The sequence below is a fragment of the Methylobacterium sp. 10 genome, assembly GCF_000519085.1.
Lineage (GTDB): Bacteria > Pseudomonadota > Alphaproteobacteria > Rhizobiales > Beijerinckiaceae > Methylobacterium.
Map to the genome: position 1 here is coordinate 2,423,322 of NZ_KI912577.1, position 14,892 is coordinate 2,438,213.

A 14,892-nucleotide genomic window follows, 5' to 3' on the forward strand; every position below is an offset into this window, starting at 1 on the left:
TAGAGCGGAACGGTTCCTATCCGTTGATGGCGAAAGCTATTCAGGTCACGGTCTCGGCAAGGCCCCCGGCTTCGAGAAACCCTTCCAGCCAGTGGATATCATAGGCACCATCGAGAACCTGCGGATTCCTCACCAGAGTGCGGAAGAGCGGAAGTGTCGTGTCGACTCCCGCGACCACGAACTCGTCGAGGGCCCGACGGAGGCGCATCAGGCATTCATGGCGCGTGCGCCCATGAACGATGAGCTTTCCGATGAGAGAATCATAATGGGGCGGGATTCGGTAGCCCTGGTAGGCAGCCGAATCCACACGCACGCCGAGGCCACCAGGCGGATGGAAATACGTGATGAGGCCCGGCGACGGACGGAAGGTGGCCGGATGCTCGGCATTGATCCGACACTCGATGGCATGGCCCGTGACCTGGATGTCCTCCTGCGTCACCGAAAGGGGCAATCCGGCCGCGACGCGGATCTGTTCGGAGACCAGATCGACTCCGGTGATCATCTCGGTCACCGGATGCTCCACTTGGATGCGGGTGTTCATCTCGATGAAATAGAATCGCCCATCCTCATAGAGGAACTCGACCGTTCCGGCACCGATGTACTGCAGCTCCTGCATCGCCCGGGCGCAGATGCCACCGATTTCGGCGCGGGTCGCCTCGTCGATCACTGGCGATCCGCCTTCCTCCCAGACCTTCTGGTGACGGCGCTGGAGCGAGCAATCGCGCTCGGCGAGGTGGACGGCCTTGCCGCGACCATCGCCAAGAACCTGAACTTCGATGTGACGCGGCTTCTCGAGATACTTTTCGAGATAGACCGCATCGTCACCGAACGCTGCCTTGGCTTCGGTGCGCGCCATGTCGAGGGCCTGTTCGAGGTCAGCTTCCGTACGGGCCACCTTCATGCCGCGGCCGCCGCCGCCTGAGGCAGCCTTCACCAGCACCGGATAGCCAATCTCCGCCGCGATGCGCTTGGCCTCGACGGGATCCTCGACGCCGCCCTCAGAGCCAGGCACGCAGGGGATGCCGAGGCGCTTGGCCGTCCGCTTGGCCTCGATCTTGTCACCCATAGTGCGGATATGCTCGGCCTTCGGGCCGATGAAGCCGATATTATGGTGCGCCAGGACTTCGGCAAAGCGCGCATTCTCCGACAGGAAACCGTAGCCAGGATGCACCGCATCCGCCCCTGTGATCTCGCAGGCGGCAATGATCGAGGGGATGTTGAGATAGCTGTCCCGAGCGGAAGGCGGGCCGATGCAGACGCTCTCATCGGCGAGCCGCACATGCATGGCATCGGCATCCGCCGTCGAATGCACCGCCACGGTGGCGATCCCGAGTTCCTTGGCCGCGCGCAGCACGCGCAGGGCGATCTCGCCACGATTGGCGATCAGGATCTTTTCGAACATGGGGGCGCTATCACTCGATGACGAGGAGGGGTTCGCCGAATTCAACCGGCTGACCATCCTCGAAGAAGATCGCAGTTACGGTGCCCGCTCGGGGCGCGACGATCTCGTTGAAGGTTTTCATCGCCTCGATCAGAAGCAGCTTCTCGCCTGCCGCCACTTGAGAGCCGATATCGACGAAAGCCTTGGCATCCGGTGAGGGCCGGCGATAGGCGGTGCCGACCATGGGAGAAGGTACGGCGCCCGGATGACCGGCCCCGGCCTTGGCGCGATCACCGGCGGCACCTGCGCCGGGGCCAGCCACGGACAGCGCCGCCGCCGCGACGGGAGCGGCTGCCGCCAGGGCGGGGGCAGGAGCCGCCATTTGGACATGCACGGGCTCGATCCGGCGTACGACGCGGATACGCAGGTCACCTTTTTCCACTTCGATCTCGGTCAGATCCGTCTCAGTCACGAGTTTGGCGAGTTCGCGCACGAGCTCGGGATCGAAAGGTTCGTTCTTAGGCATCGGCACCTTGGCCATTCCGGTCAGTCTTGAGAGTTGGCGTCCGACGAAGCGTTGGACAGGAGAGAGGGAAGAGATGGAAAGCGGGCTTTCAGCAGCCGCGCCAGGGCTTCCAGACCCAGACCGTAGCTGTGCGGCCCAAACCCGCAGATGATTCCAGCGCAGACCGGCGCGATGAGCGACACATGCCTAAAGGCTTCGCGCGCATGCACGTTCGAGAGATGCACCTCGACCGCAATGGCGCCGCTACCGGCGATCGCATCCCGCAACGCGACGGATGTATGGGTATAGGCAGCGGCATTGATGAGCACGCCGGCGCAGGCAAGACCAGCCTCCTGCACGAAACCGACCAACTCACCTTCGTGATTGGTCTGACGCATGGTCAGCGCGACGCCAAGCGTCTCCGCGCGCGCACGAAGGTCGCGCTCGATGTCATCGAGCGTCGCGGTTCCGTAGATGCCGGGTTCGCGGCGCCCCAGGAGGTTGAGGTTCGGTCCATGAAGGACGTGGATCGGGATCATGACATCGCGTTCGAAGCGCCGGCTGAGTCGAGCGGCCGGGGCGGTGGTCCTAGACGATCGTTCCAGGTAGCGACAGGTGCGAGCCGGAACAATCGCCGGGGAGCATGAGCCTTCAGCAACTCGCGTGGCCGCACTGGCGGATATCACCGATGGTTTTACGGATCGGCTCCACGCCGACGGCGCCGGGAATGATCTCATCGCCGATGATGAAGGCGGGCGTGCCGGAAAGGCCGAGCTTGTCGCCGAGGCCGACATTCTCCGCGAGCGCTGCCTTCACCTCCGCCCCCTGCGCATCCTTCTGCAGCTTGGCGATATCGAGGCCCATATCCTTGGCCAGGGCGATTGCGCGCTCACCGTTGACCCGACCCTTGCTTTCCAAGAGCTTGACGTGGAACTCGAACAACTTGTCGCCTTTAAGCTGCTGCTTGGCTGCCAGCGAGATCTTGCTGGCTTCGAGAGATTCTGCGCCGAGGACAGGGAAGTCCTTCAGAACCACCCTCAGCTTTGGATCGCCCTTGACTAGCGTTTGAATGTCGGCAAGCGCCTTACGGCAATAGCCGCAATTGTAGTCGAAGAACTCCACCAGGGTGACATCGCCGGTCGGGTTGCCGACCACGACGCTGTGAGGCGAATTGACCAGGGCCTCACGGGATTCCTTGAGAGCGGCGGATTGCGCCAGCTTCTGCGTCTCCTGCTGGCGCCGCTCGCCCTCGGCGATAGCTTCCTGCAGCACATCGGGATTCTTGACGAGGTAATCCTTGATGATCGCCTCGATCGCTTGACGCTGCAAATCGCTGAAGGCCGCGGCCGCTGTGGTCTGCGCGGAAGCCGGCGCCTGCGCAACGGCGCTTGAGAGACCGGAAGCCAGCGCGCCAGCGACGGCAACGGACGAAAGAAGGTGGCGAAGCAGGCGCATTGATCCTCGCGGGGTCGCGTCCCGTCGGCCGTGATCAGGCTCGAGACAACCGGTCGTTAGTCACCGGGTTAGGCGTTTTCGCGGCGGCGGGTCAATTGTTCGCGCGATCCGCCACATCCCGAACCGGAGGCCGGAACAAACCGGCGGCCTGGAAGGGAAGGGCGCGGCGGAGTAAGCCAGCGCCATGACACCAGCCGCCAATCGCCCTGACATCAGCATTTCCGCCAAGACCTCGCTGCGCGCGGGCCGCGTGGCACCCTTCCTTGCCATGGACATCATGGCAGCCGCCGCGATCCGCGACAGACAGGGTGATGGCGTGATCCATATGGAAATCGGTCAACCCTCCGCTCCCGCGCCGCGTCGCGTGATCGAGGCCGCACGGAGCGCTCTGGAAACCGGCAAGCTGCCCTATACCGATGCATGTGGAATGCCGGCCCTTCGGGAGCGCATCGCCCAGCATTATCGCGACGCCTATGGTGTCACCGTGACGCCGGATCGGATCGTCGTCACCACCGGTTCCTCTGCCGGCTTCGTGCTCGCTCTTCTCAGCCTGTTCGATGCTGGCGCGCGCGTTGCGGTGCCGCAGCCGGGCTATCCCGCCTATCGCAGCATCCTTCACGCGCTCGACCTCGTTCCCGTACCCATGGTCCTGCGCGACGAAGACCGTTTCGCTCCAACGAGCAAGGCTTTGCGCGCCCTCCATCACCGCGAGGTACTTTCTGGTGTACTGGTAATGAGCCCAGCCAATCCATCAGGCACTGTCATCGAGCCTGCCCGTCTCGCGGAACTCTGTGCCACTGCCCGCGACCTTGGGCTGCCGTTCATCTCGGATGAGATCTATCACGGGCTCAGCTACGGCATTCCCACGGAAACCGCGCTGAAGTTTGATGTCGATGCAATCGTCATCAACTCGTTCTCGAAGACCTTCTGCATGACTGGCTGGCGCATCGGCTGGATGGTGGTTCCGCCCTGGCTGGTTCGACCCGTCGAGCGGCTGGCGCAGAACCTCTACATCTCGGCTCCTTACCTGTCACAGGTCGCAGCACTGGCGGCCTTCGACGCAATGGAGGAGGCGGAGACGATACGCCTCGGTTACGCGGCGAACCGGGCGTTGCTGCTCGACGCGTTTCCCTCCCTCGGCCTCGGGCGAACACATCCGGCCGATGGCGCATTCTATCTCTATGCCGATGTGGCCGGCCTTACCGACGACGCATCGTCCTTCTGCCGCCGGATGCTGGATCAGGCCGGGGTGGCCGCGACCCCTGGCCTCGATTTCGATGCGACGGATGGAGGCCACCATGTGCGGTTCTCCTTTGCAGGGTCCGAACGGGATTGCGTGGAAGCCGTGCGGCGCCTGAAGTCATGGCTTGGGTGAGATCCCCGCCATCGACCTGAAGATGGCCCCGGATCCCTCCGGGGCCCTTCGTACTCGTCGCTCGCCGCCGCGTTTAGCGGTTGAGGTTCAAGAACCCGCCTAGCTCGGCATAGCGGAAGCTTGTGTCTGGCGCATACGAAAAGGGCCGCATCCCATTCGGATGCGACCCTGTCAAACCACATGTCTCGCGCTTTGGACCCTTAGCTTACTCGCCGGTCAGCGCTGCCTTGGTCCGCGACCACCAGCCGGCGCGTTTCGGGCGGTCGGGATCGATCGGCGTCAGCACTACGGCCACCGGCTCGGGCGCCGGAACCGGAGTGGGCACCGGATCGGCAGTGATGTCCGTTGGGACCGTGTCGATCGGCGCTGACTCGGACGCCACCGTTTCGACGCCCAGGGACGAAGACACGTCGGCCACTGGCAGGTCCACCGCCATGGTCGCCTGTTCGGCCTCGACAGGCTCCTGCGGCACATCAGTCGGAACGGGTGTCGTCTCGTCTGCCGAGACTGGCTCATTCTGCTCAGCATCGGCTTCGTCGCGCGGACGACCGTCGTTGCGGTCGCGCCCGCGTCCACCCCGCCGTCCACGGCGGCGGCGGCGGCCGGCACCCTCATCGTCGGACGAGTCGGAGCGAGGCGTCGCCTCACCGTCCAAAGCATCCGCTACGACGACCTTATCGCCCTCATTTTCCAGAGCCCGATCGCCTAGATCTTCGCCAGTCTGATCGTCTTTGTCCTGGCTCTCGCCATCCGCATCGTCGTCGATGGACTGCTCATTTTCGCCAGTCGCGTGATCCCCTGACGACTCGCCAGTCTCGTGGCGACCACCGCGCCGCCGCCGACGACGACGGCGACCGCCTGAGCGGCCCTCACCGATGCCCTCGCTCGACTTATCGGGTGATGCATCCGGCTCGACCGCTTCAGCCTCAGCCTCAAGGATGGCCTCTTCTTCTTCGTCGCTATCGATATCATTGTCTGCATCAAGCTGAGGCGAGATCGCGACGGCGCGGATTCCCGTAACGGGCCCCTCGCTTCGGATCGCCAACTCACCCCGATCAAGCTGGAATGCCGATGTCGCGGCCAATCGCTCGTCCGCGGCGATCGTGACGGTCACGCCGAAGCGGATCTCCAACTCGCGCAGATGCGCGCGCTTCTGGTTGAGGATGTAGAGCGCCGCCTCGGTGCGGGTACGCAGGATGAGGTTGTGGGTCGTGCTCTTGAGAAGCGATTCCTCGATAGCGCGCAGGATCTGCAATGCCACCGATGCCGTAGCGCGGACATAACCCGAGCCGCCGCAATGGACACAAGGGAGCGACGAGCTCTCAAGCATGCCGGTGCGGATGCGCTGGCGGCTCATTTCGAGTAGGCCGAAGGGCGAGATCCGGCCGACTTGGATACGGGCGCGGTCGTTCTTCAGACAATCGTTGAGCTTCTTCTCGACGGCGCGATTGTTGCGCTTCTCTTCCATGTCGATGAAGTCGATGACGACGAGACCGGCGAGATCGCGGAGGCGCAGTTGGCGGGCGACCTCTTCGGCCGCCTCCAAATTGGTGCGGAGTGCCGTATCCTCGATGTCGTGCTCGCGGGTCGATCGGCCAGAGTTGACGTCGATAGAGACAAGGGCTTCGGTCGGATTGATGACGAGATAGCCGCCGGATTTGAGCGTCACATGCGTCGAGAACATCGCATCGAGCTGCTGTTCGACGCCGTGGCGCGCGAAGATCGGCGTCGGGTCGCGGTAGGGCTGCACCACCTTGGACTGGCCTGGCATCAGCATGCGCATGAAGTCGCGGGCCTCGCGGTAAGCCTCGTCGCCCGCCACCAGGATGTCGTCGATATCCTTGTTATAGAGGTCGCGGATGGCGCGCTTGATAAGCGAGCCTTCCTCATAAACCAGGGCCGGCGCTGAGGAGGACAACGTCAACTCGCGCACGCTTTCCCAGAGGCGCATCAAATACTCGAAGTCGCGCTTGATCTCGGGCTTGGTTCGAGACGCGCCCGCGGTGCGGAGGATCACACCCATGCCTTCCGGCACCTCGAGATCCTGGGCGACTTCCTTGAGGCGCTTGCGGTCGGCGGCCGAGGTGATCTTGCGGGAAATACCACCGCCACGACCGGTATTAGGCATCAGAACCGAGTAGCGGCCGGCCAGCGACAGGTAGGTGGTGAGCGCCGCGCCCTTGGTGCCACGCTCTTCCTTGACGACCTGCACGAGGATGATCTGGCGCCGCTTGATGACCTCTTGGATCTTGTAGTGACGGCGATAGGTGCGCGGACGTTCGGGGATTTCCGCGAGCGCGTCACCGTTGCCGCCCACCTGGGCGATCTTGTGCTCGCCATCTTCCCCTTCATGATCGTCGTCCGAATCCTCGTCGTCGGATTCGTCCTCGTCCTCATCGTCTGAATCGTCGTCCTCATCCGAATCGTCTTCGTCCGAATCGTCGCTCTCATCGGTCTCGTTTTCGAGAGCGGAGGCATCCGGATGGCCTTCGGCCACCGGCTCCATGACGACATCGTCCGCAGGAGCAGCCGTTTCGAGGCTGAAAGCGGGAGACTCGACGGGGGCGGCGGGCTCATCGTCGTGTGAAGCGGGCGGCAGGTCTGACGACGCATCCGAACCGGTCTCGATGAACGAGACGCCGGGCGCAGCATCGGACGCGGCGGCTTCGTCCTTCACCGTCTCGTCAACGGCCTTCTCTGAGGACGGGACGGCATCAGCCTGGCTGCCAATCTCGGGCACAATGGGATGTTCGCCCGATGCGTTGTTCTGCTGCGCATGTTCCTGCGGCGTCGGCTCGTCAACGGGACGTACCTCGCCGGTCTTGGACGCATCCTCCGCACTCACCGTTTCGCTAGTCTTGGCCGAGGCGGCCTCTGCGCGGCGACCACGCGAGCGGCGCCGGGGCTTGCGCTCCTCGCGCTCGCGATGCTCTTCAGCGTCCCGTGCCTCGTCTTCCAGCAAGGCCTGACGGTCGGCGAGGGGGATCTGGTAATAGTCGGGATGAATCTCGCTGAAGGCGAGGAAGCCATGGCGGTTGCCGCCATACTCGATGAACGCAGCCTGGAGCGAAGGCTCCACCCGCGTCACCTTCGCGAGATAGATGTTGCCGCGAAGCTGCCGCCGGTTTGCCGCTTCGAAGTCGAACTCTTCGACCCTAGACCCGTGGACCGTGACGACCCGGGTTTCTTCCGGGTGCATCGCATCGATGAGCATCTTGTTGTTGGCCATGACGAACTTTCATGGCGATCGACGTCGTCCTTCTGCAGCCGAACTGTCCCGGCGAAGCGCTACCCGGTCCCGGCCCATCGGCCGCCGGGGGGAGCGTACGCCCAGGCCCGAAGAGGCGGGCCAGGGGGGCTTTGGGGAAGGGATTGCCGTCAACCGCCGCTAGGCGCCTGTAATCGGCGCGGGTGGGGTTGAACATGGCCAGGGCCGACGGCGAACCGGCGCCACGCGAAACGCGTACGCTTTGAACACGAGCAACGGCAACCGATGCTGTGCGTTCGTCCATCCGCTCCCTGACCTCACGAAGACTTTGAGGCCGAGCAATTGCCGGCCGCTGATTTCCAGAACGGCGCCACGGCGAAACGATCGCCGCATGCACCGGTACCCACCCGGACTCAAATACGCCGACGGACTTGACGCGAAGAGCCGACTGCGAGGCGGCACGGCGACTGGCCAGGACGCTCTCGCGGGCCGCGAATGAGACCGCACGGTACCCGGGGAGGGACATTACCATTACAGATCGTCGCGGGCTCTTGGCAAGCAGCAAGACCGTCGCCGCTACAACTTTGACGCCGTTGCACCATGTGGTCATCCGGTCCAGCCCTGTCGCCCCACTGCAACATACCGGCTGCATCGCCACTAGGTCGGAGAGGAACGGTTAACCATCCTGGCCGTATCCCTTATCGAACGCTCGCGCTTCCGAAGACCGCTAGGTTCCAGAGGTCTGCCGGTTCCGAGGGCCTCCTGGTTTCAGGACAACGACTGCCGGATCGATGCCGCCTCTCGCTCGCACGCTGCGCTACGCAATCATCCTATCGACCTTAACGATGGCCGTTCCGGCTGCTGCCCAGGACGACATTCGGACAAATCCGGCGGTATCCGGCCAGCAATCTGCAGTCGCCATCGCGGCGGACCTCTCGACCGGTGTGGGCGGATCGACCAAACTGACGCTCACTTTGTCGAAGCCGATCGAGGCGCGCACCTTCGTCATGGAGCGGCCTGACCGGGCGGTCATCGACCTTACGGAAGTGAACTTCCAGCTCGGACCAGATATTGGGCGACGCCGCGAAGGGTTGGTCTCCTCGTTCCGCTACGGCCTCTTCGCTCCCGGGCGCTCGCGCATCGTCGTCGACCTTGCTCAGCCGGCTACCGTTGGGCGCATCGAAACGACGACGCGGATGCGGGATGGCGCCACGCTCCTTTCGGTAGAGTTTCAGAAGGCCGAACGCGATGCCTTCCGCCGAGCCGCCGTGGCGAACGACCCGTCTCCTCCAGCCCGCAAGGAAGCCAAGGCGGAACCGACGGATGCCCGACCGTTGATCATGATCGATGCCGGCCATGGCGGCATCGATCCGGGCGCCATCGCCGCCACCGGCATCTTTGAGAAAGACATCGTTTTCGGTTTTGCCCAGACTCTCGTCGGTAAACTCGAAGCCTCCGGACGCTACCGGGTTCGGATGACCCGTGATCGCGACGTGTTCATTCCGCTGGCCGAGCGCGTGAGGATCGCCCGAGAGGCGAGCGCCGACCTCTTCGTGTCGATCCACGCCGATTCCATTTCGTCGGCTCCACAGGTGCGTGGCGCCACGATCTACACCGGCTCGGAAAAGGCCACGGATGCCGAATCGGCCAAGCTCGCGGAACGTGAGAACAAGGCGGACTCTACCGCTGGCACGGATTCCGGCGAAGGCCCCGGCCACATCGCCGACATCCTTCAGGAACTGACATTGCGCGAGACGCGCACCTTCTCCTCGGGCTTCGCCAAAGGGCTGATGTCCTATCTCGGCCCGGTGATGGAGATGAGCCCCAAGCCGCATCGCGAGGCCGGCTTCGTCGTGTTGCGCTCACCCGACGTGCCCTCTGTTCTGGTTGAACTCGGCTACCTGTCGAGCAAGCGCGACCTCGACCTGCTCCAGTCGGAATCCTGGCGAGCCGACGTGACCGGCGGCATGGCGAAGGCCATCGACGCGTTCTTTGCCAACCGTACTTCCCTGACACGGCCGGTGGCGCCGCGCCGCTCTGCGGCAATCGCCCCAGTTTCACCATAGATACGGTGTGAAACCGGGGCTCACGGCGCCCCGGCCCGGAACAGGCGTCCCACGCCCTCCGAACGATCACGGGTCGTCGCGTTACTCTTGCCTTTCCGGGACGATCGAGGTCTCGGTCATCCTCGCCTCTCGGCCGGACCGGCAGCGGCAGATCATCGACGGACGGGACCCGGATGCGCTTCATCCTTCGTTTCTTCGGCTTCCTGTTCAGCATCGGGGCGATGTTATTCGTGCTGCTGTCGGCAGCCGGCGCGTATTTCTATTACACCTACAGCCAGGATCTGCCCGACCACGCTGCCCTCGCCAATTACGAGCCGCCGGTGATGAGCCGCGTCCACGCCGCGGATGGCAGCCTGCTCGCCGAGTATGCCAATGAGCGCCGGCTATACCTGCCGATCCAGGCAATGCCGAAGATCGTCGTAGCCGCCTTCCTCTCGGCCGAGGACAAAAACTTCTACAAGCATGGCGGCATCGACCCCGAGGGCGTCGTGCGTGCGATCCTGACCAACGCCAAGAGCGGCAAGAAGCAGGGCGCCTCCACCATCACCCAGCAGGTAGCCAAGAACTTCCTACTCACCAACGAGCAGACCTTCGACCGCAAGATCAAGGAAGCGTTAATCGCCCTACGGATTGAGTCGGCCTACTCCAAGGACAAGATCCTGGAGCTCTACCTCAATGAGATCTTCCTGGGCACCATCGTGCCGGGCCGCAATCTGCACGGGGTCGCTGCCGCCGCGCTCGATTATTTCGGCAAGTCCGTCCACGAGCTGACGATCAACGAGGCTGCCTATTTGGCTGCGCTGCCGAAGGGGCCCAACAACTATCATCCGTACCGCCAGACCCAGAAGGCCCTCGATCGCCGCAACGAGATCATCGGCCTGATGGCCGTGAACGGCTATATCACCAAGGAAGAAGGTGAAGCCGCGCGCAAGATGCCGCTCGGCGTCAACCCGCGCGTCGCTTTCGCCAACGCCGCCAACGCCAACTACTTTACAGAAGAGGTCCGTCGCGAGATCACGGAACGCTATGGTGAGAAAAAGCTCTACGAGGGCGGTCTCTCCGTACGCGCCACCCTCGACCCAAAGATGCAGGCCTGGGCGCGCAAGGCACTCGTGGACGGCCTGATCCGCTACGACCAGTCCCATGGCTGGCGCGGAGCTCAGGCCAAGGTCGATCTCGTCGGCCGCGATTGGGGCCTCGCCGTTGCCGAAGTGCCAGGCCTCGGCGACGTCCAGCCCTGGCGCCTCGCCGTCGTCCTGAGCACGACGGGAGGCGCGGCGCAGATAGGCTTGCAGCCTCGCCGTGAAGCATCCGGTCAAGTCTCAAAAGATCGTGAGACGGGGACTATCGCCGCCGACGGCACCCGCTGGACCGGCCGCTCGCCTTCGGCCGCCCTTAATGCCGGCGATGTCATTTATGTCGAGGCGATTGATGGCGGTCGCGGACAGTACCGGCTTCGCCAGCGCCCCGAAGTTTCTGGTGCCATCGTCGCCATGGATCCCTATACCGGACGCGTCCACGCCATGGTGGGAGGCTTCTCCTATGACGAGAGCCAGTTCAACCGTGCGACGCAGGCACAGCGCCAGCCGGGCTCGTCTTTCAAGCCGATCGTCTACTCGGCGGCCCTCGACAACGGCTACACTCCTTCTTCGATCGTTCAGGATTCGCCGATCACCATTGAGGCCGGTCCTGGCCAGGAAGCGTGGTCGCCCTCCAACTACGATGGCAAGGCAGGCGGCCCGCATACGCTCCGCTACGGGATCGAGCATTCGAAGAACCTGATGACAGTGCGGCTGGCCAAGGATGTCGGCATGCCGCTCATTGCCGAATACGCCCGCCGCTTCGGCGTCTACGATGATATGCTCCCCGTTCTGCCGATGTCGCTCGGAGCGGGCGAGACTACGGTCATGCGCATGGTCACCGCCTATTCCATGCTGGCCAATGGCGGCCGCCGTATTCGCCCGACCCTCATCGACCGCATCCAGGATCGTGTCGGCGAAACCATCTACAAGCACGACAACCGCAAGTGTCTCGGCTGCGACGCTGAAAAGTGGTCCGGCCAGGACGAGCCGAAGCTGGTGGATGATTCGGAGCAGGTCCTCGATCCGCTCACTGCCTACCAGATGGTCTCGATCATGGAAGGCGTCGTCCAGCGCGGCACCGCGACATTGCTGAAGCAGATCGGCAAGCCGCTCGCCGGCAAGACCGGCACCACGAACGATGCCAAGGACGCGTGGTTCGTCGGCTTCTCGCCGGACCTCGCGGTCGGGGTCTATATCGGCTTCGACAAGCCGCGCTCGCTCGGCGACCGCGCCACCGGTGGCGGTCTCGCGGCGCCTGTCGCCCTCGACTTCCTGAAACAGGCCCTCAAGGACAAGCCGCCGACGCCGTTCCGTGTGCCGCCCGGCATCAAGCTGATCCGCGTCAACGTCGCCTCCGGCATGCGTGCCGGCTCCGGCGAAGGCTCCGGTACGATCTTGGAGGCGTTCAAGCCGGGTACCGCTCCGCCGGACGCCTACGTCGCGGCGCCCGCCGCTCCCGCCGCGGTGCCGGTGGATGGGGATCGCGCTGCCCAGGCGGGCGGCCTGTACTGAAAGCCGGACCGGCCCCGCTTCGGTATGCCCTTATCACCCTGAGCGAAACGGGGGTGATCCGGGAGCTGGCATCTCGGCCGCCCGTCCGTGGAACGGGCGCGGAAGCCAGCTTCAGAACGACGCCCGTACGCCACCGAAGAAGCTACGGCCGACGCCGGGGAAGAACGCCACCGGATTGCCGCCCGTAAGAGTGGCGTTCGTCACCACCGAGATGTCCGAGACGTAGCGCTGATCCGCGAGGTTGCGTGCGTCGAGGAACACCGAGATCCCGTTGGCGAAATCGATGCCGGTCTGGACGTTGACGAGGGTGTAGCCCGGCACCTGAAGGGTGTTGGCGTGGTCCGCGAAAGCGCCCTGCGGCACCCAGTCGACCGAAGGGCTGAGATAGAAGCCGCTCGGGTGATTGTAGGTGATCACGCTGCGCAGCACGTCGCGCGGGATGCCCGCGATGGCGTTGTCGCCGAAGACAGGGTCGTTCACGAAGCGGAAGTCGTTGTGCGTCCAGATTTGCGACGCGGACAGCCTGTCGCCGACCCCGGTGAGGTCGCGGATGATGTCGAGGGACACGGCCGCCTCGACGCCCTGGTGGATGGTGCGCGGCGAGTTGAAGGTGTTGGCCGGGATGTTGGTGGCCGCGCCCACCCCTGAGTTGAAGTTGATGAGTTCGTCTCGGATCACCGAGCGGTAGAGCGTCACGTCCCAGGCCAGCCGGTCGAGGCGGCCGCGCGTGCCGACCTCGTAGGTCCAGGCGCGCTGGGCCTGGAGCGGCACGAACCGCGTCGTTGTGCCGATGGTCTGGTTGAGGTCGCTGAAATCCGGCACGTCGCGGGAGCGGGTGATGTCGGCGAAGACTTGGATGTCGGGCCGCGGCTGCCAGATCAGACCGAGTTTCGGGTTGATTCCCTGATAAGTCCGGTCGTCGAATTTCACCGCCGGGTTGGGATCGAAGCCGCCCTTGTCGCTATAGGTCCGGTTCGAGGAAAAGGCCTTGGCGCCAGCCATGAGGGCGACATCGGGCATGAACCAGAAGCGGTTCTCGCCATAGGCTTCGGAGTTCGAGGAACTCTGCAGGGCGTTCAGCGTCTGCGCGCCGCGCTGTCCGGCGACGTTCTGGAACTGCAGCGCCGAGTTCTGCCCTGCGAAAGCGCGCAGGCCGAAGATCGTATCGTTGCGGTATCCGCCGATGTCGAAGGTGCCGGCCCAATGCGGGGAGATGCCGTAGGTCCAGCCGTCCTGGTCGATGACCTGAAAGATCGGGTGATAGAGCGATTTGTGGATCGCCCAGGTGTCGATGTCGAGCTTGCCCACATCGAGGGCGAACGAGGTGCGGTTGGCGATCCGCTCGGTCTCGACCTTGCGCGACTGGTTGCCCGCGATGGCGCTGGGATTGGCCTTGGTCGGATCGTTGAGCGCGTCGAGAAGCGTGAGCGTTCCAGGCAGCTTCTGGTCGGTGAGGTAGATGCCGACGTAGAACCGCGTCTCGATGCCGGGCGCGAGCTGGTAGCCGACGTTGGCATTGAAATTCTGGGTCCGCTGGGTTTCGTGGTCGCGAAAACCATCGGAATTGGTCAGCGTGCCACTGACGAGGAAATCGGCTGGGCCGGAGATCCGCGAAAACTGGAAGTGTTCGCGGATGGTGCCGAAGCTGCCGCCATCGACGCGCAGGATGTTTGGCGCGAAGGCCGTCTGCGCGGTGGGCGTGACAAAGTTGATCGCGCCGCCCAGAGTCGTCGCACCGAAGGTGAGCGCGTTGCCGCCCTTATAGACCTCGACCGAGCGCAGGGCGAGCGGATCAATCTGGTAGAAGTCACCGCTGCCATCCGCCGAATTCACCGGGATGCCATCCTGCAGCAGTTCCAATCCACGCAGATGGAAGCCGCGTGAAATGCCGGAGCCGCGCACGGACAGGCGCATCTCCTGACCGTAGCGCTGCTGCACGAACACGCCGGGGGTATCCTTCAAGACGTCGCGCAAGGTGTTGGCGTAGCGGTTCTGGAAGTCCTTGGCATCGACGAAGGCCACCGAACCGACGGTGGCGTTCACCGTATCGCGCTGCGCAGCGACGCTCGGCACGGTAAGTGAACCCGCCGAAGGCCCTTGGACGCTGAGCTCGGGCAGTTCGGCATTTGCCACACCCTGAGCGAAGGGGGATGTGGAGGAGAGGAGGATGAGCGCGAACGCCCCCGAAAGACGTAACGACGGCATGGCAGGAAGCTCCGGATCCCGCGCCATGAAACACTCCGCTCTATCGAGGCAGAGGAGCGGCGGGTCCTGAAAGAGAAAGGGAGTGCGCGCGGTTGGCGAAAGC

General features: G+C 64.0%; 9 protein-coding genes. 3 read left to right on the plus strand and 6 right to left on the minus strand.

Going from position 1 to position 14,892, the window contains the following annotated elements; translation table 11 throughout:
* Positions 1-40 precede the first annotated feature (40 nt).
* The 4 genes from accC to K368_RS0111215 all read right to left on the minus strand — a co-directional run bounded on the left by accC (position 41) and on the right by K368_RS0111215 (position 3,341).
* Positions 41-1,402 carry an acetyl-CoA carboxylase biotin carboxylase subunit gene (accC, locus tag K368_RS0111200; protein ID WP_027172485.1) on the minus strand — a complete coding sequence of 454 codons (1,362 nt, stop codon included), beginning with the start codon at positions 1,400-1,402 and terminating at the stop codon, positions 41-43.
* Positions 1,403-1,412: 10 nt separating this feature from the next.
* A complete protein-coding gene (accB, locus tag K368_RS0111205; RefSeq protein WP_027172486.1) occupies positions 1,413-1,907 on the minus strand; it encodes an acetyl-CoA carboxylase biotin carboxyl carrier protein in 495 nt (164 codons plus the stop codon).
* A 20-nt stretch (positions 1,908-1,927) separates the two neighbouring features.
* Positions 1,928-2,425, minus strand: a complete 498-nt coding sequence (gene aroQ, locus K368_RS0111210; RefSeq protein ID WP_027172487.1) for a type II 3-dehydroquinate dehydratase — start codon at positions 2,423-2,425, stop codon at positions 1,928-1,930.
* A gap of 112 nt (positions 2,426-2,537) precedes the next feature.
* Positions 2,538-3,341 carry a DsbA family protein gene (locus K368_RS0111215; RefSeq protein WP_027172488.1) on the minus strand — a complete coding sequence of 268 codons (804 nt, stop codon included), beginning with the start codon at positions 3,339-3,341 and terminating at the stop codon, positions 2,538-2,540.
* A gap of 184 nt (positions 3,342-3,525) precedes the next feature.
* Here K368_RS0111215 and K368_RS0111220 point away from each other — a divergent pair, with 184 nt between their 5' ends.
* Positions 3,526-4,716 carry an aminotransferase class I/II-fold pyridoxal phosphate-dependent enzyme gene (locus tag K368_RS0111220; RefSeq protein WP_051439846.1) on the plus strand — a complete coding sequence of 397 codons (1,191 nt, stop codon included), beginning with the start codon at positions 3,526-3,528 and terminating at the stop codon, positions 4,714-4,716.
* 205 nt (positions 4,717-4,921) lie between these two features.
* Here K368_RS0111220 and K368_RS0111225 read toward each other — a convergent pair whose 3' ends face one another.
* Positions 4,922-7,945 (minus strand): ribonuclease E/G, encoded by a 3,024-nt coding sequence (locus K368_RS0111225; protein ID WP_027172490.1) that lies wholly within the window; start codon positions 7,943-7,945, stop codon positions 4,922-4,924.
* Between the two features lie 770 nt (positions 7,946-8,715).
* Here K368_RS0111225 and K368_RS0111230 point away from each other — a divergent pair.
* Positions 8,716-9,990 carry an N-acetylmuramoyl-L-alanine amidase gene (locus tag K368_RS0111230; RefSeq protein WP_027172491.1) on the plus strand — a complete coding sequence of 425 codons (1,275 nt, stop codon included), beginning with the start codon at positions 8,716-8,718 and terminating at the stop codon, positions 9,988-9,990.
* 173 nt (positions 9,991-10,163) lie between these two features.
* Complete coding sequence (locus K368_RS0111235; RefSeq protein WP_027172492.1) at positions 10,164-12,584, plus strand: penicillin-binding protein 1A; 2,421 nt, start codon at positions 10,164-10,166, stop codon at positions 12,582-12,584.
* Positions 12,585-12,695: 111 nt separating this feature from the next.
* Here K368_RS0111235 and K368_RS0111240 read toward each other — a convergent pair whose 3' ends face one another.
* The gene (locus tag K368_RS0111240) at positions 12,696-14,789 is read right to left on the minus strand and encodes a TonB-dependent receptor (RefSeq protein ID WP_027172493.1); all 2,094 of its coding nucleotides are present in this window, start codon (positions 14,787-14,789) and stop codon (positions 12,696-12,698) included.
* Between the last annotated feature and the right edge of the window lie 103 nt (positions 14,790-14,892).

Bases quoted from the DNA above. Each gene is read 5' to 3' on its own strand.
- aroQ (WP_027172487.1), bottom strand. From the start codon at position 2,425: ATGATCCCGATCCACGTCCTTCATGGACCGAACCTCAACCTCCTGGGG.
- accC (WP_027172485.1), bottom strand. From the start codon at position 1,402: ATGTTCGAAAAGATCCTGATCGCCAATCGTGGCGAGATCGCCCTGCGC.
- K368_RS0111230 (WP_027172491.1), top strand. From the start codon at position 8,716: ATGCCGCCTCTCGCTCGCACGCTGCGCTACGCAATCATCCTATCGACC.
- accB (WP_027172486.1), bottom strand. From the start codon at position 1,907: ATGCCTAAGAACGAACCTTTCGATCCCGAGCTCGTGCGCGAACTCGCC.
- K368_RS0111240 (WP_027172493.1), bottom strand. From the start codon at position 14,789: ATGCCGTCGTTACGTCTTTCGGGGGCGTTCGCGCTCATCCTCCTCTCC.
- K368_RS0111215 (WP_027172488.1), bottom strand. From the start codon at position 3,341: ATGCGCCTGCTTCGCCACCTTCTTTCGTCCGTTGCCGTCGCTGGCGCG.
- K368_RS0111235 (WP_027172492.1), top strand. From the start codon at position 10,164: ATGCGCTTCATCCTTCGTTTCTTCGGCTTCCTGTTCAGCATCGGGGCG.
- K368_RS0111220 (WP_051439846.1), top strand. From the start codon at position 3,526: ATGACACCAGCCGCCAATCGCCCTGACATCAGCATTTCCGCCAAGACC.
- K368_RS0111225 (WP_027172490.1), bottom strand. From the start codon at position 7,945: ATGGCCAACAACAAGATGCTCATCGATGCGATGCACCCGGAAGAAACC.